The organism is Brucella sp. TWI559 (genome assembly GCF_039674265.1).
Lineage (GTDB): Bacteria > Pseudomonadota > Alphaproteobacteria > Rhizobiales > Rhizobiaceae > Brucella > Brucella chromiisoli.
On record NZ_JBDJNE010000001.1, the window covers coordinates 821,342 to 845,515 of the forward strand.

Sequence of the window (24,174 nt, forward strand, 5' to 3'; positions counted from 1 at the left end):
TATTGGGTAAAAATTCAAATGCCTACATAAGCTTTTACAAATGGAAAAACAGCCCGATTTGTTCATCCAATGATAGCTGTGGAGAAAATCACTACATTTTCTTTATAGGAGATCAATGACGGCATATTTACGACGAATGTACTGGATTGGTTCTCATCTCTACTTGCTGACGAATCGCGCAATTGGTACGGATAGGCATGGGTAAAAGTCTGATTCCGCCGGGTGACGGCGAAGAACACATCGAACGGGTTGATCTTAAGTCAGCTCTCGAGGAGCGCTATCTCGCTTATGCGCTGTCCACGATCATGCATCGTGCGCTGCCGGATGTGCGCGATGGCCTGAAGCCGGTGCATCGCCGCATCATGCATGCAATGCGTCTGCTGCGCCTCAATCCCGATCAGGCCTATGCGAAATGCGCGCGTATCGTTGGCGACGTGATGGGTAAATTCCACCCCCATGGCGACGCCTCGATTTACGATGCGCTTGTACGTCTGGCACAGGATTTTGCCGTGCGTTATCCGCTCGTGGACGGGCAGGGCAATTTCGGCAATATCGACGGCGATAATGCGGCGGCCATGCGCTATACTGAAGCGCGTATGACCGAAGTGGCAACATTGCTGCTTGAAGGCATCAATGAAAATGCCATTGATTTCCGCCCGACCTATAATGAAGAGGACGAGGAGCCCATCGTCCTTCCGGGCGCATTCCCGAACCTGCTGGCCAATGGCTCGGCCGGTATTGCGGTCGGCATGGCCACCAATATTCCGCCGCATAATGTGGCGGAGCTTTGCTCATCGGCGCTGTATCTCATCAATCATCCCGACGCGAGTGTTGAGGAACTGATCACGTCACCTCAACAATGGGAAGAGTTGAAGAAGGAAGCGGAAAGCGATCCTGCGGCCCTTTTGAAGTGCAAGGTGCGGGGTCCCGATTTCCCAACCGGCGGTATTCTGGTCGAAGATCATGCCAATATTGTCGAAGCCTATCGCACCGGGCGTGGTTCTTTCCGCGCACGCGCACGCTGGGAGAAGGAAGAAGGCAATCGCGGAACCTGGGTGATTGTTGTCACTGAGATTCCATATCAGGTTCAGAAGTCGCGCCTGATCGAGAAGATTGCGGAATTGCTTCTGGCCAAGAAGTTGCCGCTGCTCGACGATATTCGCGATGAGTCTGCGGAAGATATCCGCATTGTTCTTGAACCGAAGAACCGCACGGTTGATCCTGAGTTGCTGATGGAATCGCTGTTCAAGCTGACCGAGCTTGAGAACCGCGTTTCGCTCAACATGAACGTGCTTTCGCATGGTAAGGTGCCGAATGTTCTCTCACTGGGCGGCGTGCTCAGGGAATGGCTTGAACACCGCAAGGAAGTGCTGGTTCGCCGCTCTGAATATCGTCTGGCAGAAATTGAGAAGCGACTGGAAATCCTTGGCGGTTTGTTGATTGCTTATCTCAATCTTGATGAAGTTATCCGCATCATCCGTGAGGAGGATGAACCGAAGCAGGAGCTGATCCGAACCTTTGAGTTGACGGATAATCAGGCCGAAGCGATCCTCAATATGCGCTTGCGCTCTTTGCGCAAGCTTGAAGAATTTGAAATCCGCAAAGAATTCGACGGTCTGACCGCTGAGAAGACGGATATTGAAGGCCTGCTGGCTTCGGGCACACGCCAGTGGAAAAAGATCAGCGCTGAGATCAAAGCCGTCCGCGAGAAATTTGGACCGGCAACCAAACTGGGCAAGCGTCGCAGCACCTTTGCTGAAGCGCCGACACATGATCTTGAAGACATTCATCAAGCGATGATTGAGCGTGAGCCAGTCACAATAGTCGTGTCTGAAAAGGGCTGGTTGCGCGCGATGAAGGGCCATATGGCCGATTTCTCGACGCTTTCGTTTAAGGAAGGCGATAAACTCAAGCTCGCATTCCATGCGGAAACGACGGACAAGCTTCTGTTCTTCACGACAGGTGGCAAATTCTTCACCATTGGTGCGAACACGCTTCCGGGCGGTCGCGGCCATGGCGAACCGATCCGCATCCTCGTTGATATGGAAAATGATCAGGATATCCTGACCGCCTTTGTCCATGATCCGCAAGCCAAGCTTTTGCTCGTATCACATGAAGGCAATGGCTTCATCGTGTCTGAGAATGAAGCGGTCGCCAATACCCGCAAGGGTAAGCAGGTGATGAATGTGAAGGCGCCGGATGAAGCCAAGCTTTGCCAGCGCATTTCGGGTGATCACATTGCCGTCGTGGGCGAGAACCGGAAGATGGTTGTCTTCCCGCTTTCGGACATTCCTGAAATGACACGCGGCAAGGGCGTTCGTTTGCAGAAATATAAGGATGGCGGCGTGTCCGATGTACGCACTTTCGCAATCGCTGATGGCCTGTCATGGCAGGATTCGGCAGATCGTACTTTCAATCGCAGCAAGGAAGAACTCGTCGAGTGGATTGCGGCCCGTGCCTCTGCTGGGCGTCTTGTTCCGAAGGGTTTCCCGCGTTCGGGCAAGTTTTAAAATAAAGGCGGCCTGTGCCGCCCTTATTGTTTCTAACCCTCAAATTTCTGCCAGCCGCGTGGGCTAAGATGCTCTTGCGGCCTGAAGCGCGTCTTATATTGCATCTTGCGCGATCCCTCGACCCAATAGCCAAGATAGACGTAGGGAAGGCCAGCCGTGCGTGCACGCTGGATATGATCGAGGATCATGAAAGTTCCGAGCGAACGCTCATGCATATGCGGCGTGAAAAAGGAATAGACCATCGACAGGCCATCCGCCATCACGTCAGTGAGCGCTACCGCGATCAACTCTCCATCGCCCTTGGCACTGATAAAACTGTCCGGCCCGCGTCTGCGATATTCGATAATCTGCGTGTTGACATGGGTGTCTTCGACCATCATCGCATAATCGAGTACCGTCATATCGGACATGCCACCTGAATGGTGACGGGCATCCAGGTAGTCACGGAAAAGGGCATATTGCTCTGTGCTTGGTTGGGCGTTGTGCTGGCGACCAATCAGATCACGATTCTGATTCCAGACCCGGCGCATACTGCGGTTCATTTCGAATTCGCCCGTCAGAATGCGCACCGAAACACAGGCGCGGCAAAGCTCGCAGGCTGGGCGATAGGCAATATTCTGTGAGCGGCGAAAACCACCCTGTGTCAGCAGGTCATTGATTTCGTTGGCCTTATCACCCACAAGATGTGTGAAGACCTTCCGCTCCATCTGGCCGTCAAGATAGGGGCAGGGCGATGGAGCCGTTAAGAAAAACTGCGGAGACTGTTGCGGTTGATGGGTCATCCAATATCCACGAAACGGCAATGCCGAACCATCTCTTCTGCTTTAAAGATTGAGCCGGCTGTCCAAAACGTCAATAGACATTTTGTGCAGCCGACCCTGAATTTTTTTGATGATTAACGATCCGAACGGATAACTGCAGTTCCAAGCAACAGGTCATGCACGGTGCGCTTACGGTCAATCACCAGTGTCGCGAGCAGGATCAGCGGTGTAAGAACAACATTTAAACCCCAGAAAAGAACCGTGTGAACCACTGCAAGCATTGGATCGACGCTCCCGCCCTCAAGGCGCACCAGTTTGATGTTCATCATCTGCATGCCATTTGTGGCCTGCTGAGGTCCGCCTAGCGTGCGCGATACATATAGCAGCGCGACGATCGGGAACATGAACGCATAAAGCGCCCACCCCAGTGAAAGCGTTATGATGCCCAGAACGAAAATCACGATTGCAGCCGGAATGCATAAAAGAAAGACAATGAGATAGTCGATCAGAAAAGCCATAATGCGGCGTGTGCGCACGCCTTCAAAAAAAGCGCGGCTTTCAAAACGCGGGCCCATGATTTCGCCGTGCAGAATATTGTCGGACATTTTTCCTTCCAGTCCTTGTAAAGACACGTCCGGGAACAGCCGTCCGCTGTTCCGCCCAATGCGGAACAGTTTCAAGGTGGTGTACGAAGCTGGCTATTTCAAGGAAATAATATTTCGACCTGTCAGCGCTGACTGTTCAGCTTTTCGGCAACATCAAGTGCAAAATAGGTCAGAATGCCATCACAGCCTGCGCGTTTGAATGCCAGCAGGCTTTCCATGATAACTTTTTCTTCGTCAATCCAGCCATTCATGCCGGCCGCTTTGATCATCGAATATTCGCCTGATACCTGATAGGCATAAGTCGGCAGGCGGAATGTGCTCTTGAGGCGATGGATGATGTCGAGATAAGGCATTCCAGGCTTGACCATCAGCATGTCTGCGCCTTCAGCCACATCCTGTTCAGCCTCGCGCACCGCTTCGTCAGGGTTTGCAGGATCAATATAATAGGTCTTCTTGTCGCCTTTCAGCAGACCGGCGGTCCCGATTGCATCGCGGTATGGTCCATAGAAGGCGGATGCGAATTTTGTTGCATAGGACATGATGGGCACATGGTGGAAGCCATGGGCATCCAGCGCCTGACGAATAGCGCCGATCCGTCCGTCCATCATATCGGACGGTGCGATAATATCGGCACCGGCTTCGGCCTGGGCGAGCGCGCCGCGAACGATCATTGCAACCGATTCATCATTGATGATCTCACCATCCCGCAACACACCGTCATGGCCATGCGTTGTGAACGGATCGAGTGCTGCATCGGTAATGATGCCGATTTCCGGTACTTCTTTTTTGATCGCACGCACGGCGCTATTGATCAGATTGTCGGGGCTTGCGACGAAAGCACCATCTTCTGTTTTGACTTCCGCTTTTTCGCGCGGGAAAGGGGCAATCGCCGGAATACCGAGCTTGGCGGCTTTCTCGGCCATGCGTACAGCCATATCCACTGAATAGCGTTCAAGTCCCGGCATCGCGTCCACTGGTTCGCGGACATTGGTTCCGCAAGTCAGGAAAAATGGCAGGACCAGATCATCGACCGTCAGATGTGTTTCCTGCACCAGTCTGCGCGACCAGTCAGCCTTGCGCATTCGGCGCAGACGACGACTTTGCGTCACATCATCGACGTGAGCTGAAATGTTGGCAGAAGAAATGTTGGACAAACGATCAGTCATATAAATGTTCCCGAGAGAAGAAAGCTTGGGAATCTAACGGTTCGGAAGCTTGTTATCAGATGGGCACGGTTTATCACGGGAAAAGTGGCTAAACCAAGCACAATGGCCTGTGCAGGATTGACGCGGGGCGTTTCACTTTCTACCCATTAAAGCATTTCCAGCAAAAGTGCGTAGCGGCTTTGCGCAGGTTGTAGCGGCTTTGCGTAAGAAAAATGGTTAAAGTGGTTTCAGCGATTCAGTCATGACGGGAGTCGCTTTGGTCATAGGGGAGAGACATGATGCAAATCGATTTCGGTGGTGGCAGTGAAATCAGCTTTGAGCGCAAGGGAAAAGCGGGGCTGGTGAAACTGACGCGCACATCCGCGCTCAATGCTCTGACGCATAAAATGATTCTCGCCCTCGACCGCGCTTTGCAGGCCTGGGCAACAGACCCGGATGTCGCCTGCGTTATTATCGAAGGCGAAGGCCGCGCCTTCTGTGCAGGCGGCGACGTTGTTGCAGCCTATAAAGCAGGACGCGAAGGCACACCCGCCTTTGAATTTTTCCGTGATGAGTATCGGCTCAATGCCCGCATCGGACGTTTTCCAAAGCCGTATATCTCGCTGCTTAATGGCATTGTGATGGGTGGTGGCGCTGGTATTTCGGTTCATGGTTCGCACCGGATCGTGACGGAAAACACGCTTTTTGCGATGCCTGAAACCGGCATTGGTTTCTTCCCGGATGTGGGTGGAAGTGCCTTCCTGCCGCATCTTCATGACAATTTTGGCTATTATCTTGCACTCACCGGCAACCGCATTCGCTGGGGCGACTGCCTGCAAAGCGGTATCGCGACCCATGCGGTAGCTGCCAGTGAGCTCGAAGACCTTCGCGACGATCTCATTGCCAAAGCCGATGTCGATGCAGCTTTGGCGCCTGTGCAGTACCCGGATTTTGAGACCACGCCCGAAACCCGCAAAATCATTGCGGAGAGTTTTGAACACGCAACGCTTGCCGAATGCCTCAATGCTTTGGAAAAAGCCGCAGCCGCAGGCAGTAAACCTGCAACGGATATTCTCAACGTCATTGCCACACGTTCGCCAACCAGTGTGGCTGTCACATTCCGCCAGATTGCTGATGGTCGAGCGCTGAAACTTGATGATTGCATGCGCATGGAATACCGCATTGCATCGCGTATGCTGGCTGAGCATGATTTTTATGAGGGTGTGCGTGCTGTGCTGATCGATAAGGACGGCGCGCCAGTCTGGAAGCCGGCTTCAATTGATGAAGTAAAGCCGGAAATGGTCAATGCGTATTTTGCTAATCTTGGCGAGAGGGAACTAAGCTTTTGATGCGCCAGGATGAACTGCACCAGCATAGACAAATCAGCGGCACCGAATGGTCCTTTGTGTGGTTTATAAGGATGATTGCACTCGTCGCTCTTGCGAGCGGCGTTTATTATTGGATTAAACTTATTGGGGTTCAGCCGGGCTTGCTGTGGCGTTTCGATCTCATGCCATGGCAATGGCAGACCGCGACCGTTGCACTTGCGCTGCTCTTGCCAGTCGCGGCGACCGGTCTGTGGATGCGCGCGCCATGGGGGCCGGTCTTGTGGTTTATCGCAGCATTTGGCGAAATCGCCATCTATTCAGTTTTTGCACGCGACTTTGAATACAGGCCTGTGACGGTGGGCTTTAACGTTGTCTGCATCCTTATTTATATTGTTTTCCGTGTGCTGCTTTTCCTTGAAAAAAGACAGCAATCCCGCATCGGGCTTATCAGCTGAAAGAGCCAATCAGTAACACAACGTTAAGCCTGAAATTGCATTTCTCTTGGTAAGCTACTGTTAAGGCTGACTTTTAATTCGAATTTTATGCATCACATCTAAAGTCCTCTCAAGAACGGTGAGAAAATACACCGGACCAACAGGAAGAGAGCAGCCTCATGCAAGGCTGCTCCGACAGAGAGGCAAAAGAAATGAACAATGCACAACATAGAATGGATGCATCTGCTCCGCTTTTGAATCCCGAAGCAGCTCTCCGCACACTTTATCTCGAAGCATTGCAATTGGTTGAGCGTCTGCACCGTCGTCTGCTTGATGTGATCAAGGACGAATTTGATCGCAATGGCCGCAACGACATCAATGCAACGCAGGCGCTGCTCCTGTTTAACATCGGCAATTCTGAACTCACCGCCGGTGAATTGCGTTCGCGCGGCTATTATCTTGGTTCCAATGTTTCCTACAATCTGAAGAAACTGGTCGATATGGGCTTTATTCATCATGAGCGCTCAAGCACCGACCGTCGCTCGGTTCGAGTTAGCCTGACGGATAAGGGCAATGAAATTGCCGATCAGGTGCAGTCGCTTTATCAGCGCCACATTGCGTCCATTGAGCAGGTCGGCGGCATTCAGGTTGAAGAGTTTACAGCTATGAACCGTTCTCTGCAGCGGCTTGATCGCTTTTGGAACGACAGCATCGCCTACAGGCTCTGATCAGGGCATAAGTCCTGTGAGATCGAAGCGCGTTCATGTTGCAGAACGGTCACAATGAGTAGAGTTCATTCGTTGATCTTTATAATAGCGAGCTATTTAAGTCGCACCGGCCTTGAATTCCCGGCATTGCGACATGATTAAGCCATAAAAACCGCTTTTAGAGCATTTCCAGCAAAAGTGCGAAGCGGTTTTGCGTGGGGTAATGCCTGAAAACAAACACATAGAGCATGTTTAATGGTTCAGTCAAAACAGGAACTGCTCTAGCGGATCTTTACAGCGCATTATCTGGGGTTGTTTTCGGATACACGTGTCCGGATTAAACTGATTAGCTTCTTGGGACAAAGAACATGACCAAAACCGACAAGAATACCGATGCTTTGAATGCAAGTCGCCGCAGCTTTTTGCGTGGCGCAGCAACTGCCGGTCTGACTGCGGCTGCTTCGGCCATGGTTCCTGCTGCTTTCGCACAACAACAGGCTTTAAACGATATTCTTGCCGCACCGCGTCGCGGTAACTGGGATGACCAGTTCGATGCGCGTGCGACGGGCGGTCAGAAAGTTGCCACCAATCAGCCGGTTATCAGCCAGCAGACTGTTGGTGATCTTCAGTCTGCCATCGCTCAATATGCAGATATTGCAGGTCGGGGAGGCTGGCCGCAGGTGCCGGGCAGTGCAAAGCTACAGCTTGGCGTCACGGATCCCTCGGTGCAGGCTCTGCGTCAGCGCCTTATTATTTCCGGCGACCTTCCGCGCGAAGCAGGCGTTTCCAGCGCATATGACACCTATGTCGATGCAGCGGTCAAGCGCTTCCAGTCGCGTCATGGCCTGCCAGCCGATGGTGTGATGGGCCAATTCACCTATGCTGCGATGAATGTGGACGCCAACACGCGCCTCGGCCAGTTGCAGACCAATCTTCAGCGCCTGTCGAGCATGGCGGGTGCAAGCCAGACCGAACAGCGCTTCGTGATGGTCAATATCCCGGCAGCGCGTATTGAAGCCGTTGAAAATGGCAGTGTTGCGCAGCGCCATACAGCGATTGTTGGCAAGATCGACCGTCAGACACCGATCCTGAATTCCAAAATCCACGAAGTTATTCTTAATCCTTATTGGACGGCACCAAAGTCGATCATTCAGAAGGATATCATTCCGCTGATGCGGAAGAATCCGCAATATCTGGCGAACAATAAGATTCGTCTTTACAATGCGCAGGGTCAGGAAGTTGCACCGGAAACTGTGGATTGGAATACTGATGACGCCGTGAAGCTGATGTTTCGTCAGGATCCAGGCAAGATCAATGCCATGTCTTCGACGAAGATTAACTTCCCCAATCCATATGCCGTTTATATGCATGACACGCCGCAGAAGAGCTATTTCAACAAGCTCATGCGCTTCGATTCGTCGGGCTGTGTCCGCGTGCAGAATGTCCGTGATCTTGACGTATGGTTGTTGCAGAATACGGCTGGCTGGGATCGCCAGAACATCGAATCTACGATTGCATCTGGTGTCAATACACCTATTCAGCTGACCGATCCTGTGCCGTTGCACTTCGTCTACATCACCGCATGGTCGACAGGCGATGGCGTGGTGCAGTTCCGCGACGACATTTATAAGATGGACGGTGCGACTGCGTTGGCACTTGGCACCGATACTTAAGTTGCATTCACGTTTAAGAAAGCCGTCCGAACCTGTTTCGGGCGGCTTTTTTGTTGCAGCTTTGGCCGTAAGCTACGTCATGCCGCATTTTGGAACATGCTTTTCGCATCACGGCCATTGGCCTTGCCTGTCGAAGTGTGATACTGCGCCTCATCTCTTATAGGTGTGACCGGCTATCCCGGAGGGTGTGAAACATGTCTCAAGCCAATACCGCTTTTTTCAACGCAACTCTTGAAGAAATCGATGCCGATATTTTTGGTGCGATCCGCAACGAACTTGGTCGTCAGCGTCATGAAATCGAGTTGATCGCTTCTGAAAACATTGTTTCGCGCGCGGTTCTTGAAGCGCAGGGCTCCATCCTCACCAACAAATATGCCGAAGGCTATCCGGGCAAGCGCTATTATGGCGGCTGCCAGTATGTTGACGTCGTAGAAGAACTGGCAATCGAACGTGCGAAGAAGCTGTTTGGTGCAGAGTTCGCCAACGTGCAGCCAAATTCCGGTAGCCAGATGAATCAGGCCGTGTTTCTGGCGCTTCTGCAGCCGGGCGACACGTTCATGGGCCTCGACCTCAATTCCGGTGGCCATCTGACCCATGGTTCACCAGTCAACATGTCCGGCAAGTGGTTCAACGTTGTTTCTTATGGTGTCCGTAAGGAAGATCATCTTCTGGATATGGAAGAAATCGCTCGCCTCGCACGCGAACACAAACCAAAGCTCATTCTCGCTGGTGGTACAGCCTATTCCCGCGTCTGGGATTGGAAACGCTTCCGCGAAATCGCTGACGAAGTTGGCGCATATTTGATGGTTGATATGGCACATATCGCAGGTCTTGTTGCTGCCGGTGTTCATCCATCACCCGTACCACACGCGCATGTTTGCACGACGACGACTCACAAGTCGCTTCGCGGTCCACGTGGCGGTATGATCCTCACCAATGATCCTGATCTGGCGAAAAAGTTCAACACAGCTGTTTTCCCTGGCCTTCAGGGTGGCCCGCTGATGCACGTGATCGCTGGTAAGGCTGTTGCATTTGCAGAAGCACTCAAGCCGGAATTCAAGGTCTACGCTCAGAACGTCGTTGATAATGCACGCGCATTGTCGGACGAACTGAAGTCTCACGGTCTCGACATTGTTTCCGGTGGTACGGACAACCATCTGATGCTGGTTGATCTGCGTCCAAAGAATGCAACCGGCAAGCGTGCAGAAGCCGCTCTTGGCCGTGCCAACATCACCTGTAACAAGAACGGCATTCCATTCGACCCGGAAAAGCCATTCGTAACATCGGGTATTCGTCTTGGTACACCTGCCGGTACGACCCGTGGTTTCGGTAAGGCTGAATTCAAGGAAATCGGCTCGCTGATTGCGGAAGTGCTCGATGGTCTTAAGGTTGCAAATTCCGATGAAGGCAATGCAAAGGTTGAAGCAGCGGTTAAGGAAAAGGTGGTTTCTCTGACCGAGCGCTTCCCGATGTACGGCTATCAGGGATAAGAGTTCAAATTTTGATGAAGCCCCACTCAACCCTGTTGAGTGGGGCTTTTTTTGTATTTGACTGTATTAGGCAGCATGGCCGTGATGGGGTATCATCGGCAGGAATCATTTCATTTAGTCAGTTGAAAGAGTGCCATGCGTTGTCCCTATTGCCAGTCTGAAGATACGCAGGTGAAGGATTCCCGCCCGGCGGAAGACGGCGCTGTTATTCGCAGGCGTCGTGTGTGTTCGGTCTGTGGTGGGCGATTTACGACATTTGAGCGCGTGCAGCTCCGCGAGCTGATGGTCGTCAAGAAAAGCGGTCGCAGGGTGCCATTTGATCGTGAGAAGCTTGCCCGTTCCATCGATGTAGCGCTGCGTAAGCGCCACGTGGATGAAGAGCGTGTTGAGCGTGCAATTTCTGGCATCGTGCGTCAGCTTGAAAGCTCGGGTGAAGCGGAAGTGACATCAGATGAAATTGGACGTCTCGCAATGGACGCGCTCAAGGGTGTCGATGATATCGCCTATATCCGCTTTGCTTCCGTCTATCGCAATTTCAGCAAGGCTGTTGATTTCCACAATGTCATCGACGAACTGACTGTAGCTGAAACTGATGGCGATCCGGACGCATAAGATGAGCCGAGTGGAATTTCCGCATGCAAATGTCACGCCGGATGATGTTCGCTTCATGGAGGCGACGATCCGCCTTGCACGCCGCAACAAGGGGCTGACCGGCACAAACCCGTCAGTCGGTACGATCATTGTCAAGGACGGTATCATCGTCGGACGTGGTGTCACGGCACTTGGTGGCCGTCCTCATGCCGAGCCGCAGGCTCTGGCCGATGCAGGCGAAGCGGCAAAGGGCGCTACAGCCTATGTCACACTGGAACCTTGCGCGCATCATGGCCGCACGCCGCCATGTGCGGAAGCGCTGGTGCGCGCAGGTGTCGCGCGCGTGGTCGTTGCGGCTACTGATCCTGATGAAAGAGTGAGCGGAAAAGGCTTTGCCATATTGCGCGAAGCAGGCATTGAAGTGGTGCCGGGCGTTCTGTCGGTCAAGGCGGCGGATGATCTGGCGGGTTATCTGAATCGATCTTCTAAAAAACGCCCGGAAGTGATTCTGAAACTTGCACTTTCTGCCGATGGCTTTATCGGAAAAAAAGGCGAGGGGCAGGTCACGATTACCGGTCCGATTGCACGTGCCCAGTCACATATTCTGCGTTCGCAGACCGATGTGATTCTCATCGGGGTTGATACGGCAATCGCTGATGATCCCATCCTCAATTGCCGTCTTCCGGGATTGGAACAACGCTCACCCATTCGCCTCATATTGGACAGCGGATTGAAATTACCGCTCGATTCAAGGCTTGTTCGCAGTTCGGAAGCCGTTCCATTGTGGCTTTCGTGTTGCGAAAAAGTTGCGCCGGAAAGGCGCTATGAGATGCAGGCAGCCGGATGCCGCATTGTTGCAGCGGAAAGTCATGAAGGTCGTATCGCTTTACCGGAGCTGATGGACGATCTTGCAGCAGAGGGAATTTCTTCCGTGCTGGTTGAAGGCGGGGCCAATGTTGCCAGGAATTTTCTGAAAGAAAAGCTGGTAGACCGGCTTATCCTGTTCCATTCACCTGTAGAAATCGGCGCGACGCATGGGGTTGCCGTTACAGGTCTGCAATCCCATATCGATGATGAATTTACAATTTTGCGCGAAACGCAATACGGCGACGATGCCTGTATCGAGTATGTAAGGAAAACGTGATGTTTACTGGGATTGTCACCGATATCGGTAAAGTGGATCGTATCAAGCCTTTGAATGAAGGCGTTTTGCTGCGCATTGAAACAGCCTATGACCCTGAGACAATTGAGCTTGGTGCGTCAATTGCCTGCTCTGGTGTGTGCCTGACCGTTGTGGCGCTGCCGGAAAAAGGCACAAATGCCCGCTGGTTTGAAGTCGAGGCATGGGAAGAAGCGTTGCGTCTGACCACGATTTCCACTTGGGGAAGTGGCACCCGCATCAATCTTGAGCGCTCGCTCAAGCTTGGCGATGAAATGGGCGGTCATCTGGTTTCCGGCCATATTGATGGACAGGCAGAAATTGTTGAACGCAAGGAAGAGGGCGATGCTGTACGCTTCACCCTGCGCGCATCGGAAGAGCTTGCACCATTTATTGCGCAGAAGGGCTCGGTCGCGCTTGATGGCACCTCGCTGACGGTCAACGGTGTCAATGGAAACGAGTTTGATGTTCTGCTCATTCGTCATTCGCTGGGAGTGACCACCTGGGGCGACCGCAAGGTGGGCGACAGGATCAATATTGAGATTGATCAGCTCGCGCGATATGCAGCAAGGCTTGCGCAATATCAGAAATAAGCTTAGAGCCTACATTCTAAAGCTATAACAGCATTTTTCGAATTCAGCGTTGACCGCAGGTGTTGCGGTCCGCGATTTCTGCCATGGAGTCTCTCATGTCGAAGCACGAGGCGCACGCGCCGCATTTGCTCATTGTTGAAGCGCGTTTTTATGAGGAACTGTCCGACGCGCTTCTGGACGGCGCGAAGGCTGCTCTTGATGCGGCTGGCGCGACCTATGACGTTGTGACAGTGCCTGGTGCACTGGAAGTGCCCGCGACCATTTCTTTCGCACTTGATGGCGCGGAAAATGGCGGCACTTATTACGATGGTTATGTGGCTCTTGGCACGGTTATTCGCGGTGAAACCTATCATTTTGATATTGTTGCCAATGAATCCTGCCGTGCGTTGACCGATCTGTCCGTGGAAGAAGGTCTTGCTATCGGCAACGGCATTCTGACCGTTGAGAATGATGAGCAGGCCTGGGTGCGTGCGCGTCGTGAAGACAAGGACAAGGGTGGCTTTGCGGCTCGTGCTGCGCTCACCATGATTGAACTGCGTAAGAAATTCGGAGCCTGATACGATGACTTCTTCTTCTGAAGGCCGTTCGGCACCAAATCTTCCGCGCACTGCAAATAAGCGTGGCGTTGCACGTCTTGCAGCCGTACAGGCGCTTTACCAGATGGATGTCGCCGGCACAGGCGTCATGGAAGTCGTGGCGGAATATGAAGCGCACCGACTCGGCAAGGAAGTCGATGGTACGCAGTATCTCGACGCTGATCCACAATGGTTCCGTGCCATTGTTGCAGGCGTTGTCGATAGCCAGTTAAAGCTGGACCCGATGATTCATCAGGCACTGACCGAAGATTGGCCGCTATCGCGTCTCGACTCGACACTGCGCGCCATTCTGCGTGCCGGTGCATGGGAATTGCAAACCCGCAAGGATGTGCCGACTGCCGTGATCGTTTCGGAATATGTGGATATTGCCAAAGCCTTCTACACCGAAGATGAGCCAAAGCTTGTTAATGCCGTGTTGGATCGTCTTGCCTTTGAACTGCGCGGCGAAAGCCGTGGTTCCAAGGTGCGTGGCAGATAAGTATCGCTCACTGCAATGCTGATTAAAAAGGCTACGATTTTTCGTAGCCTTTTTGCGTGGTTATGCAAAAAACTACGGCTTGACCTTTTAAGATGGCTTCCGCATGTTGGGTGCGCGGCATTGAGAATGCTCAAATGCATAAATAGCTGATGAACAAGCCGAAGAAGCCCGGTGAATGGTCGGCTTCAGGTTCTTCCTTGCCGCTATTCCAGGTCCGGGGAGGGGTTTCGGGCCTTTCATGCGCCAATGTGTGCAGGCAATTGCAAACTTGATTGCGAGCGATCTGTCTATAGCTGGTGCGCACTCAATGGGAGTTGGCCTAAATGGGAATCGGAATTCTTCTTCTTGTTATTGCCTGTGGTGTAGTTTCCGTTCTTTTCGCCATATGGGCGACGCGGTCTGTTCTGGCAGCGGATCAGGGCACAGCGCGCATGCAGGAAATTGCTGGTGCCATTCGTGAAGGCGCATCAGCCTATCTTACCCGACAATACACCACGATTGCCATTGTTGGCATCGTCGTCTTTTTGGCAGTCTGGTATCTGCTGTCGATCACTGCCGCTATCGGCTTTCTCATCGGAGCTGTCCTGTCTGGCTTGACTGGCTTCATCGGGATGCATGTCTCTGTGCGTGCAAATGTGCGCACGGCGCAGGCAGCTTCCTTAAGTCTTGCGGGAGGATTGGAACTCGCATTCAAATCCGGCGCTATTACAGGTCTTCTTGTCGCTGGTCTCGCACTGCTTGGCGTCTCGGTCTATTATTTTATTCTGACGGTATGGATGGGCTATGCGCCTTCTGACCGCACCGTTATTGATGCCCTTGTGGCACTTGGCTTTGGCGCTTCGCTGATTTCAATCTTTGCGCGGCTTGGCGGCGGCATCTTCACCAAGGGTGCTGATGTCGGCGGCGATCTGGTTGGGAAGGTCGAAGCAGGTATCCCGGAAGATGACCCACGCAATCCGGCAACCATAGCGGACAATGTTGGTGATAATGTCGGTGACTGCGCTGGCATGGCAGCGGACTTGTTCGAAACCTATGCCGTGACAGTTGTTGCGACGATGGTTCTGGGCGCGATCTTCTTTGCTGGCTCGGATATGCTTTCAAGCGTGATGCTCTATCCACTGGCCATTTGCGGTGCCTGTGTCATCACGTCGATTGCCGGCACATTTTTCGTCAAACTCGGCGTTAATGGCTCCATTATGGGTGCGCTTTACAAGGGGTTGATTGCAACAGGCCTGCTTTCCATCGTGGGTATTGCCGTCGCCAACACGCTGACAATTGGCTGGGGCGAGGTCGGCGTGGTTGCAGGCATGTCTATCACCGGCACCAACCTGTTTATCTGTGGCATTATCGGTCTGATTGTGACGGGACTGATTGTTGTGATCACCGAATATTATACCGGCACCAACAAGCGCCCGGTCAATTCGATCGCACAGGCTTCGGTTACAGGCCACGGCACCAATGTTATTCAGGGGCTGGCTGTTTCGCTCGAATCAACTGCCCTGCCTGCAATTGTGATTGTGGGTGGTATCATCAGCACATATCAGCTCGCAGGTCTGTTCGGTACGGCAATTGCTGTTACTGCCATGCTTGGCATCGCGGGCATGATCGTGGCGCTTGATGCTTTCGGTCCGGTCACGGATAATGCAGGCGGCATTGCGGAAATGGCGGGGCTGGATCCCGAAGTGCGCAAATCGACCGATGCGCTTGATGCTGTTGGCAATACGACCAAGGCTGTCACCAAAGGCTATGCAATTGGATCGGCGGGTCTCGGTGCTCTGGTGCTTTTTGCGGCCTACTCCAATGATCTTGCTTATTTTGCCGCTAACGGACAAACCTATCCATATTTTGCGAATATGGGGCCGGTGTCGTTTGAGCTTTCCAATCCTTATGTGGTTGCCGGTCTGATCTTTGGCGGTCTTATTCCCTATCTCTTTGGCGGCATGGCGATGACGGCTGTCGGTCGCGCGGGCAGTGCGGTGGTGCAGGAAGTGCGTCGCCAGTTTCGTGAAAAGCCGGGCATTATGACGGGACAGGATCGCCCTGATTATGCGCGGGCTGTCGATCTTCTGACCAAAGCTGCCATTCGCGAAATGATTATTCCTTCGCTCCTGCCGGTTCTAGCCCCACTTGTCGTCTATTTCGGCGTGCTGCTGATTTCCGGCTCCAAAGCCGCTGCTTTCGCGGCACTTGGCGCGTCGCTTCTGGGCGTCATCATCAACGGTTTGTTTGTGGCCATCTCCATGACATCCGGTGGCGGTGCCTGGGATAATGCCAAGAAGAGCTTTGAGGACGGCTTTACCGATGCTGATGGTGTCAAACACATGAAGGGATCGGAAGCGCATAAGGCTTCGGTAACGGGTGATACTGTCGGTGATCCTTACAAGGATACGGCCGGACCAGCCGTTAATCCGGCCATCAAGATCACCAACATTGTGGCGCTCTTACTGCTCGCAGTGCTCGCGCATTCGGCTTGATGCTTAAACACTAAAAAACCCGCCGTTAGGCGGGTTTTTCTTTAAGAGCATTTCCTGCAATTGATGGATTCGTTGGACATGCCCCAGCGATGAATTTGCAGGATTAATTATTGCCGCCCGCACTCATTCCGCCCGGAAGCGATGTCGGGGCTTTTGCAACGCCCTGAATAATCTGACCGATAAAGGTCTGATCCTTGCCGCCTGTTGGCGTGGTGCGCGAGACAAAATCAAAGACCTTGCCATCCTGAAGACCATAATTAGCGATATGATCGACCTTGCCGTCCTTGTCGAAGTAGATAGCAAGGATGTGACGGTCAATAATCTTCGGCTTCATGAATTGCGCCGCACGATAACGCTTCTGCGAAATGTAGTAAAACACTTCATTGTCGAAGGTCGCCGTCGTCGATGGCGTACCAAGTGCCAGAAGCACCTGTTCACGACTGGAGCCCACCGGCACCGAGTCGAGCGCCTGTGGATCAAGCACGTAACCCTCTGTGATCGTTTCCGACGGATTTAGCGTGGATGCAGTGTTGCAACCGGCAAGAGCCGCCGAAAAGAGAATTGCCGTGCCTGCGAGAAGGGCACGCTGTGTGCGTGCGCTTGGGAAAATTCGCTGCAACAAAGACCTCTCCATACATTCAATATCAGCGCGGCACTTTCGCCGTCGGGTGAACTTCGGTAAACCACCTTGCTTCTGGATGCAACAAGTACGGTCGTACGATAATGATTCTTCGACTATTTCGCCGCAAATCTAAGGCAAATGAGACAGTTGTGCTTCGCGTTTACGAGACGATCGTGGCGGCGGCGCGGCAAAAACGTTTTTATGCACAATTTCAGGTGCCTGATACGCCATTGGGGCGCTATGAGATGCTGTCGGTGCATATTTTTCTGGCCCTGCATCGTATGAAGGGCGAAAATTCGCCGCTCATGCCGCTCGCGCAGGACATTGCAGACGAGTTTTTCAAGGATGTCGATCATTCCCTGCGCGAATTGGGAATCGGTGATCAGGGTGTTCCAAAGCGCATGAAAAAGCTTGCACGCATGTTTTATGGGCGCGTCAACTCCTATGGTACGGCCCTCGACGACAATGACAGGAATGCGCTCGCAGCTGCTTTGACACGAAATATTCGCCCCGATCTCGAATTATGGCCGCAATCTCACTATTTGAGTGAATATGTCTTTGCCTGCCGTGATGATCTTCAAAAAATCGAAGATCAGGCTTTGGCAGCGGGCGACATATCCTTTATGGATGCGGAGAAAATGGCGTTTACGTCAACTGATATGGAAATAAAGGCACACGAGAATGACTGATAAACCGGCACTGAGCTATCCCGTTCCGGTTCTTCATCTGCCCGCGAAGGGCTTGACGGTGAACATTGGAACCAATGATAAGGAAAGAGCCGCATTGGCATCTGAACACGGCCTTCAGGCGGTTAAATCCTTTGATGCCGAGTTTCTGCTGACGCCTTGGAAAAAGAAGGGCGTTCGCCTGCGCGGTACCATTAAAGCCGAAGTCGTTCAGTCTTGCGGTGTGACACTCGAGCCAATCAATGCGAGTGTTTCGGAGGATGTCGATACGATTTTTGTGCCCGAAGATTCGCGTCTGGCCAAAGTCCAGCTTGATGAGAGCGGTGAATTGCTGCTCGACGCGGATGGCGCAGATATTCCTGAGACGTTTGTTGGCGATAAAATTGATATTGGTGCGGTTGCCGAAGAGTTTTTTGAACTGGCACTGGATCCATATCCGCGCAAGCCGGGCCTGCCAGTGGATGCTGAACCAGTCGTTTTTGGTGATACGGGTGAGGAAGATAAGCCTGATTCGCCTTTTGCAAAGCTCTCGGAATGGTCTAAGAAGCCGTGATTTAACCGATGGTTGAGAGAATCTGGTTGTGCGCGACCGGAAAAACACTATTTTCGCGGAGAAGCCCTCTGCGTGTATAAGCAGGTTTGGGCTAGGGATCGCACAGGAATAATCAAGAGTGATAAAAATTTCGATTGACGCCATGGGCGGTGATTTTGGCCCTGAAGTGGTCATCCCTGGTGCGGCGAAGGCGCTTGAGCGTCATCCTGATACCCGGTTTATCTTTTTTGGACTTGCCGGACAGGTTGAGCCGGTGCTTGCGCGGTATCCGAAACTTCAGGCCGCATCTGAATTTCGCGCCAGTCAGGTTGCGGTCAAGATGGATGACAAACCAAGTCAGGCGCTGCGTTCGGGGCGTGGTAAGTCTTCCATGTGGCAGGCAATTGAAGCGGTAAAAACCGGCGATGCCGATGTCTGTGTTTCCGCTGGGAACACCGGTGCGCTGATGGCAATGTCGAAATTCTGCCTGCGTATGCTTTCCGATGTCGAGCGCCCGGCAATCGCCGCCATCTGGCCAAGCCTGCGCGGCGAAACCATTGTGCTGGATGTCGGCGCAACGATTGGTGCCGATGCGCGACAGCTTGTTGATTATGCCGTCATGGGCGCTGGCATGGCGCGCGCGCTGTTTGAGGTTCGTAAGCCAACAGTGGGTCTGCTCAACGTTGGCACTGAAGAGATCAAGGGCCTTGATGAGATCAAGGAAGCCGCGCAGATTTTGCGGGATACCCCCTTGGCAGGTCTGGAATATACCGGCTTTGTCGAAGGCAATGACATTGGCAAGGGCACAGTCGATGTGGTCGTGACCGAAGGCTTTACCGGCAATATTGCACTCAAAACCGCTGAAGGGACTGCGCGTCAGACGGCAACTTTGCTGCGTCAGGCCATGTCCAGAACGCTCCTTGCCAAGATCGGATATATTTTTGCGAAAGGTGCGTTTGATCGTGTTCGCGAGAAAATGGACCCGAACAAAGTCAATGGCGGTGTGTTGCTTGGCATGAGTGGCGTTGTCATTAAAAGCCATGGCGGTGCGACCGCAGAAGGATTTTGTTCTGCAATTGAAGTCGGTTATGACATGGTGCGCAACAAGCTTCTCCAAAAAATTGAAGCGGATCTGGCGCATTTCCATCATAGTCATCCGCACGCTGCATCTACTGACGGCAATGGAAGCAGCTAAGTAAATAAGGCCCCCCAATACACGGGCACTAATTTTGACCAGCATACGTATGTTTCGCTGTAGTCAGGCTAGGACAGGAAAAACGATGATAAGATCTGTCGTAAGAGGAATTGGTTCTGCTCTCCCCAAGCGGATCATGAAAAATTCTGATTTTGAAGGCGTTATAGAAACCTCTGACGAATGGATCGTTCAGCGCACAGGCATTCGCCAGCGCCACATCGCAGGCGAGGGCGAAACCACCGTATCATTGGGCGCAGATGCCGCACGTGCTGCATTGGAAAATGCAGGCCTTCAGCCATCCGATATCGATCTGGTGCTTGTTGCGACTTCGACCCCAAATCATACTTTTCCGGCCAGTGCAGTGGAGATTCAGCGTGAGCTTGGCATCGCGACCGGATTCGCATTCGACTTGCAGGCGGTTTGCAGCGGCTTCATCTATGCCATAACCACGGCCGATCTTTATATCCGTGGCGGTCTGGCCAAGCGGGTGCTGGTGATTGGTGCCGAAACATTCTCGCGCATTCTCGACTGGAATGACCGCACGACCTGTGTGTTGTTTGGTGATGGTGCAGGCGCACTTGTGCTTGAAGCATCCGAAGGCAAGGGGCTGACGTCTGATCGTGGTATTCTGACTGCAAACCTGCGATCCGATGGCAATCACAAGGAGAAACTGTTTGTCGATGGTGGTCCATCCACGACTCAGACAGTCGGTCATCTGCGAATGGAGGGCCGCGAAGTCTTTAAACATGCCGTGGGCATGATCACCGATGTGATTGAGGCTTCTTTTGCAGAAACAGGCCTGACAGCTGACGATATTGACTGGTTTGTGCCGCATCAGGCCAACAAGCGTATCATCGACGCTTCAGCGAAAAAGCTGAATATTGCCGAGGATAAGGTGGTGATCACCGTTGATATCCATGGAAATACCTCTGCGGCTTCCGTTCCGCTGGCGCTCGCAACAGCGGTTGCGGATGGCCGGATCAAGAAGGGCGACCTCGTTCTTCTGGAGGCAATGGGTGGTGGATTTACCTGGGGCGCGGTTTTGTTGCGCTGGTAATTGGAAATTTGATAGGCCGCGAGGAAACTCGCGGCTTGACCGAAGGCCGTTTATCTGTGTAACCTCCTGTCACTTAAGGATATTATCTGTTCAAACGCTAACCAGGTAGGTTCGGTCATGGGAGGTAAGACGGTCACACGCGCTGATCTGGCAGAGGCTGTTTACCGAAAGGTAGGCTTGTCCAGAACAGAATCGGCAGCTTTGGTCGAAATGATTCTCGACGAAGTCTGTGATGCCATTGTGAACGGCGAAACTGTAAAACTGTCGTCCTTTGCGACATTTCAGGTTCGTGACAAGAATGAACGCATCGGGCGCAATCCGAAGACCGGTGAGGAAGTTCCAATTCTCCCACGTCGCGTCATGACATTCAAAGCATCAAATGTTCTCAAGCAGCGCATCCTGCAAGAACACCAGAAACGCGGCGCAAAATCGGCGAAATAGCTGTTTTAAAAGATAAAATAGAATTTTTATGAAATCGCTCTTCGGGGCGATTTTTTCGTTTTTGAAGATCCCGGCCTTAGAGCATTTCCTGTTTTTGATTGAACCATCGGAAAGGCCCTATCTATTTGTCTTCATGCATTATCCCGCGCAAAACCGCTTCGCACTTTTGCCGGAAATGCTCTTTCTTCCTGTCATATTTGAACAGGTGCTTATAAAGTTATTCTATTATATAATGGATAAATGGAGTGACTCGTTTCTCTAATATAATGAAGCGATTAATTGGGGCTTTTCGTTTAGCAATTTTATGTTAAACGCGTCCAATTATTATGATATTTTGGCTGGCACTGAGTTATGTGCCGATTGCCATTTGAACTATCTGGGCTGGCAGGCTTGCTGAACGGCAAAGCCAAACCACTGGAAAGGGCAAGCAGATGGACAAAAGCCCTGATGCATTCAGGACTATCAGTGAAGTTGCAGAGGATCTTGATCTTCCGCAGCATGTGTTACGTTTTTGGGAAACACGCTTTACCCAGATCAAGCCCATGAAGCGGGGTGGGGGACGCCGCTATTATCGTCCGCTTGATGTGGAACTGCTCAAGGGCATCCGTCATCTGCTTTATGATCAGGGTTACACGATCAAGGGCGTGCAGCGTCTGCTTCGGGAAAACAATGCGCAATTCATCATTGCGCTTGGCAACGGCGATGTGCAGGCCATTGAAGCGATCACACGCCAGAAACAGGCGTTGGCTGATAAGCAGGCGATGGAAAACGCTGCTGATAATGAAATGGCGCTGCCAAATGGCATCAAACCACCGCAACCGGCTCGCAAGCTTTTTGGCTTGTTGAAAGGTGAGGAGGATGGCCCGATCGGCGCCGATGGTAAGCGTCCATCCAAGGATAACCGGGGCTTGTTGCAGGAAGCGCTTTTTGATCTTCTAGAGTGCAAGCGCCTGCTGGATCAGGTTCGATAAGATAAAAGGGAGGCTCTTGCCTCCCTTTTGTTTTTTTCAAATCTATGATGATGATAATTTCAGGCCGATAATGCCTGCCAATATCAAAGTAACGCTGGCGACACGGAAAAAAGTTGCAGCCTCACCCAGAATGACGATTCCGACAATGAAGGCACCCACGGCACCGATGCCGGTCCAGATAGCATAAGCAGTGCCAAGCGGCAGACTGCGCATTGCAACGGAAAGCAGGGCGAAACTACCGATCATTGTAACGATTGTGATGATGCTTGGCGTTAGCAGCGAAAAGCCTTCCGACTTTTTCATGAAATAGGCCCAGACGATTTCGAGGCTGCCAGCAAGTACAAGATAAACCCATGCCATTATGGTGCTCCTTGGGTATGGGCCGTCCCATAGTGAACACAGACGCGGGTCGTCCCGCGCAGTTCTTAGATAGAGTTATTTTTTCCGACTGCAAGCATGAATTGAGCGGCTTTTACGCTATTCTGAGGTTCATGCCCATTCATTTAATAGATCCGCAACACGCTCTGTCTGAAGCGGGAGGGCGAGGGGGCGTTTTTTGTTCTGACACTAGACACGCCATGCATCTGTGTTCATTTTGTTCTTTTTTCATATTTTAAGGGCTTGCGGTTTAAACCTTTATAATCTAGTGATTTTTCATGGCTCGGAGCGTAGCGCAGCCCGGTAGCGCACTTGACTGGGGGTCAAGGGGTCGTGGGTTCGAATCCCGCCGCTCCGACCATTAAATCAATGACTTAGCCACCATAAGTCACTCTTCCAGTTTACCGTTTGATGCTCGGTTTACAGCAGTTGTTCTGCTTTCGATCTTTTCCACAGCCGCACTCGACACCAGATAGTGCTTCCTGATGATCGTTTCAGCATCCTTTTCCGAATGACCAGACACCTCCGCGATATGCTTGATCGACGCACCATTCCGATAAGCAAGCGTTATGAAGGTCCCTCTCAGGTCGTGGAATGTTTTCCCCTTTATCCCCGCGGCTGCAACGGCCTTACGCCACGATGATTTGAAGCCTGTAGCCCACGGCTTGCCTTGCGCCGTTGTCAGGATCGTTACCGAGTTGCCCCGCTTCACGTTGTCCAAAGTGGCTTTCAGTTCTGCTGAAACTTTCATGCGAACGTGAGCGCCTGTTTTCCCCTGACGCAATGCTATTGTCTCGCCATCATAAGCGGTCCATGTAAGCTTCAACAGGTCGCCCTGTCTTTGCCCTGTCCATAATGCCAACATCAGGGCACGAACGATTGGTTCAGGCGCTGGCTTGCGGATTAGCTCTCCATCGTCGTTCTTCTCACCAAACCGCATTGCGTTGATTTCATCATCTGACCAGATCAGATCGCGCCTTGTGCCGTCGCTGACCTTCTCAACCTTTTCCAGAGGGTGCCGGGTGATCATTTCACGGTCATAGGCGAACGCCAGAATACGTTGCAGGACGCTCATGAATAGATCAGCTTTGCGCGGGTGCGTCTCAGCTATCTCGTCACGCCATTGCAGGAAAAGGGAGCGAGTGCCGTGCGCTGATATTTTTCGCACGGGCATGTCGTAAAATTCAGCCTCAATCCCGCGTATCGCAATATCATAGCCCTCCTTGGTGGAAGGCTTAAGCGTTTGATAAGCAGGCGACTTGATGTACTCCCGGATGATCTCGGCTAACCGTCCTTGGAACGGCGCGTCATCCTTATCGCGAGTTAGTTTGAAATACTCAGCAAGAAAAGCATCTGTGTTTGGCTTAGCCTTCATCCTTGGCCCGCCGCGCCATGCATAGTAATAGGTCGCTGTCGTGCCGTCAGCCAGCCGCTTGTTTACGCGATGCACTCCGGGTAGATCGACCTTCACGGCGCTTTCTCCATTGTTCTAAATTGTTGCCGCCATATGCCAAATCGGGGTCAAGGCTATTGTCTTGCTTTAGATCGTCCACTGTTGGATAGACCCTGAATATTCGTCCTCTTTCATCCTTCATTTCAATAGGCACTCCGCGTTTTGTCGCGATGATCGCCATCCGGTCAAGATCGGACTGGCTGATTGAAGCCTTTGCCGTCATTCGATAAGCCCTCCGAAATTGTGATTTGTTTCTGTTTCGTTCACGGTGTAATAGCTGCCGCCTGATAGGAGG

The 24,174-nt window shown here is 52.3% G+C and carries 25 protein-coding genes and 1 tRNA gene; 19 read left to right on the plus strand and 7 right to left on the minus strand.

The window, feature by feature from the left end; translation table 11 throughout:
- The first annotated feature begins 197 nt into the window (after positions 1 to 197).
- The gene (locus ABE530_RS03875; RefSeq protein ID WP_499693623.1) at positions 198 to 2,510 is read left to right on the plus strand and encodes a DNA topoisomerase IV subunit A; all 2,313 of its coding nucleotides are present in this window, start codon (positions 198 to 200) and stop codon (positions 2,508 to 2,510) included.
- A 32-nt stretch (positions 2,511 to 2,542) separates the two neighbouring features.
- On the opposite strand, the gene ABE530_RS03880 is transcribed toward ABE530_RS03875, so the two are convergent.
- The 3 genes from ABE530_RS03880 to hemB form a co-directional block, all read right to left on the minus strand.
- Positions 2,543 to 3,292: an arginyltransferase gene (locus ABE530_RS03880; protein WP_265983373.1), complete on the minus strand. Its 750-nt coding sequence runs from the start codon at positions 3,290 to 3,292 to the stop codon at positions 2,543 to 2,545.
- Positions 3,293 to 3,405: 113 nt separating this feature from the next.
- Positions 3,406 to 3,876, minus strand: a complete 471-nt coding sequence (locus tag ABE530_RS03885) for an RDD family protein (RefSeq protein WP_499693624.1) — start codon at positions 3,874 to 3,876, stop codon at positions 3,406 to 3,408.
- 122 nt (positions 3,877 to 3,998) lie between these two features.
- Positions 3,999 to 5,042, minus strand: a complete 1,044-nt coding sequence (hemB, locus tag ABE530_RS03890; RefSeq protein ID WP_265983375.1) for a porphobilinogen synthase — start codon at positions 5,040 to 5,042, stop codon at positions 3,999 to 4,001.
- Positions 5,043 to 5,320: 278 nt separating this feature from the next.
- Here hemB and ABE530_RS03895 point away from each other — a divergent pair, with 278 nt between their 5' ends.
- The 11 genes from ABE530_RS03895 (at position 5,321) to ABE530_RS03945 (ending at position 16,544) form a co-directional block, all read left to right on the plus strand.
- Complete coding sequence (locus tag ABE530_RS03895; protein WP_499693669.1) at positions 5,321 to 6,370, plus strand: enoyl-CoA hydratase/isomerase family protein; 1,050 nt, start codon at positions 5,321 to 5,323, stop codon at positions 6,368 to 6,370.
- Positions 6,370 to 6,804, plus strand: coding sequence for a DUF6163 family protein (locus ABE530_RS03900; RefSeq protein WP_265983376.1), 435 nt, complete (start codon positions 6,370 to 6,372; stop codon positions 6,802 to 6,804). Before ABE530_RS03895 ends, ABE530_RS03900 begins: the two co-directional genes overlap by 1 nt.
- 191 nt (positions 6,805 to 6,995) lie before the next feature.
- Positions 6,996 to 7,511, plus strand: a complete 516-nt coding sequence (ldtR, locus tag ABE530_RS03905; RefSeq protein WP_499693625.1) for a transcriptional regulator LdtR — start codon at positions 6,996 to 6,998, stop codon at positions 7,509 to 7,511.
- A gap of 347 nt (positions 7,512 to 7,858) precedes the next feature.
- The gene (locus tag ABE530_RS03910) at positions 7,859 to 9,163 is read left to right on the plus strand and encodes a L,D-transpeptidase family protein (RefSeq protein WP_499693626.1); all 1,305 of its coding nucleotides are present in this window, start codon (positions 7,859 to 7,861) and stop codon (positions 9,161 to 9,163) included.
- A 194-nt stretch (positions 9,164 to 9,357) separates the two neighbouring features.
- Positions 9,358 to 10,653 (plus strand): serine hydroxymethyltransferase, encoded by a 1,296-nt coding sequence (gene glyA, locus ABE530_RS03915; RefSeq protein WP_499693627.1) that lies wholly within the window; start codon positions 9,358 to 9,360, stop codon positions 10,651 to 10,653.
- A 135-nt stretch (positions 10,654 to 10,788) separates the two neighbouring features.
- Positions 10,789 to 11,265, plus strand: coding sequence for a transcriptional regulator NrdR (nrdR, locus tag ABE530_RS03920; RefSeq protein WP_265983380.1), 477 nt, complete (start codon positions 10,789 to 10,791; stop codon positions 11,263 to 11,265).
- Position 11,266: 1 nt separating this feature from the next.
- The gene (ribD, locus tag ABE530_RS03925; protein WP_499693628.1) at positions 11,267 to 12,388 is read left to right on the plus strand and encodes a bifunctional diaminohydroxyphosphoribosylaminopyrimidine deaminase/5-amino-6-(5-phosphoribosylamino)uracil reductase RibD; all 1,122 of its coding nucleotides are present in this window, start codon (positions 11,267 to 11,269) and stop codon (positions 12,386 to 12,388) included.
- Complete coding sequence (locus ABE530_RS03930) at positions 12,388 to 12,996, plus strand: riboflavin synthase (protein ID WP_265983382.1); 609 nt, start codon at positions 12,388 to 12,390, stop codon at positions 12,994 to 12,996. Before ribD ends, ABE530_RS03930 begins: the two co-directional genes overlap by 1 nt.
- A gap of 95 nt (positions 12,997 to 13,091) precedes the next feature.
- Positions 13,092 to 13,553 (plus strand): 6,7-dimethyl-8-ribityllumazine synthase, encoded by a 462-nt coding sequence (locus ABE530_RS03935; protein ID WP_265983383.1) that lies wholly within the window; start codon positions 13,092 to 13,094, stop codon positions 13,551 to 13,553.
- A gap of 4 nt (positions 13,554 to 13,557) precedes the next feature.
- Positions 13,558 to 14,070 (plus strand): transcription antitermination factor NusB, encoded by a 513-nt coding sequence (nusB, locus tag ABE530_RS03940; RefSeq protein WP_499693629.1) that lies wholly within the window; start codon positions 13,558 to 13,560, stop codon positions 14,068 to 14,070.
- A gap of 323 nt (positions 14,071 to 14,393) precedes the next feature.
- On the plus strand, positions 14,394 to 16,544 hold the full coding sequence (locus ABE530_RS03945; RefSeq protein WP_265983385.1) for a sodium-translocating pyrophosphatase: 2,151 nt from the start codon (positions 14,394 to 14,396) through the stop codon (positions 16,542 to 16,544).
- A 103-nt stretch (positions 16,545 to 16,647) separates the two neighbouring features.
- Here ABE530_RS03945 and ABE530_RS03950 read toward each other — a convergent pair whose 3' ends face one another.
- A complete protein-coding gene (locus tag ABE530_RS03950; protein ID WP_265983386.1) occupies positions 16,648 to 17,166 on the minus strand; it encodes an outer membrane protein assembly factor BamE in 519 nt (172 codons plus the stop codon).
- 101 nt (positions 17,167 to 17,267) lie between these two features.
- Between ABE530_RS03950 and ABE530_RS03955 the strand changes: the two genes are divergently transcribed.
- From ABE530_RS03955 to ABE530_RS03980, 6 genes are all read left to right on the plus strand, one after another.
- On the plus strand, positions 17,268 to 17,855 hold the full coding sequence (locus tag ABE530_RS03955; RefSeq protein WP_265983387.1) for a ubiquinol-cytochrome C chaperone family protein: 588 nt from the start codon (positions 17,268 to 17,270) through the stop codon (positions 17,853 to 17,855).
- Positions 17,848 to 18,405 (plus strand): YceD family protein, encoded by a 558-nt coding sequence (locus ABE530_RS03960; RefSeq protein WP_265983388.1) that lies wholly within the window; start codon positions 17,848 to 17,850, stop codon positions 18,403 to 18,405. Before ABE530_RS03955 ends, ABE530_RS03960 begins: the two co-directional genes overlap by 8 nt.
- 118 nt (positions 18,406 to 18,523) lie before the next feature.
- Complete coding sequence (gene plsX, locus ABE530_RS03965; protein ID WP_265983389.1) at positions 18,524 to 19,579, plus strand: phosphate acyltransferase PlsX; 1,056 nt, start codon at positions 18,524 to 18,526, stop codon at positions 19,577 to 19,579.
- A gap of 85 nt (positions 19,580 to 19,664) precedes the next feature.
- On the plus strand, positions 19,665 to 20,636 hold the full coding sequence (locus tag ABE530_RS03970) for a beta-ketoacyl-ACP synthase III (protein WP_499693630.1): 972 nt from the start codon (positions 19,665 to 19,667) through the stop codon (positions 20,634 to 20,636).
- A gap of 117 nt (positions 20,637 to 20,753) precedes the next feature.
- Entirely contained in the window at positions 20,754 to 21,077 is a 324-nt protein-coding gene (locus tag ABE530_RS03975; protein ID WP_265983391.1) for an integration host factor subunit alpha, read from the plus strand.
- 431 nt (positions 21,078 to 21,508) lie between these two features.
- A complete protein-coding gene (locus ABE530_RS03980) occupies positions 21,509 to 22,048 on the plus strand; it encodes a MerR family transcriptional regulator (protein WP_499693631.1) in 540 nt (179 codons plus the stop codon).
- 42 nt (positions 22,049 to 22,090) lie between these two features.
- Here ABE530_RS03980 and sugE read toward each other — a convergent pair whose 3' ends face one another.
- Positions 22,091 to 22,408, minus strand: a complete 318-nt coding sequence (gene sugE, locus ABE530_RS03985; RefSeq protein ID WP_265983393.1) for a quaternary ammonium compound efflux SMR transporter SugE — start codon at positions 22,406 to 22,408, stop codon at positions 22,091 to 22,093.
- A gap of 302 nt (positions 22,409 to 22,710) precedes the next feature.
- Between sugE and ABE530_RS03990 the strand changes: the two genes are divergently transcribed.
- Positions 22,711 to 22,787 (plus strand) — tRNA-Pro (locus ABE530_RS03990).
- 27 nt (positions 22,788 to 22,814) lie between these two features.
- On the opposite strand, the gene ABE530_RS03995 is transcribed toward ABE530_RS03990, so the two are convergent.
- Together ABE530_RS03995 and ABE530_RS04000 are read right to left on the minus strand one after the other, a co-directional pair.
- Positions 22,815 to 23,897, minus strand: coding sequence for a tyrosine-type recombinase/integrase (locus tag ABE530_RS03995; RefSeq protein ID WP_499693632.1), 1,083 nt, complete (start codon positions 23,895 to 23,897; stop codon positions 22,815 to 22,817).
- On the minus strand, positions 23,848 to 24,102 hold the full coding sequence (locus ABE530_RS04000; protein WP_424576107.1) for a hypothetical protein: 255 nt from the start codon (positions 24,100 to 24,102) through the stop codon (positions 23,848 to 23,850). Before ABE530_RS04000 ends, ABE530_RS03995 begins: the two co-directional genes overlap by 50 nt.
- Positions 24,103 to 24,174: the final 72 nt, after the last annotated feature.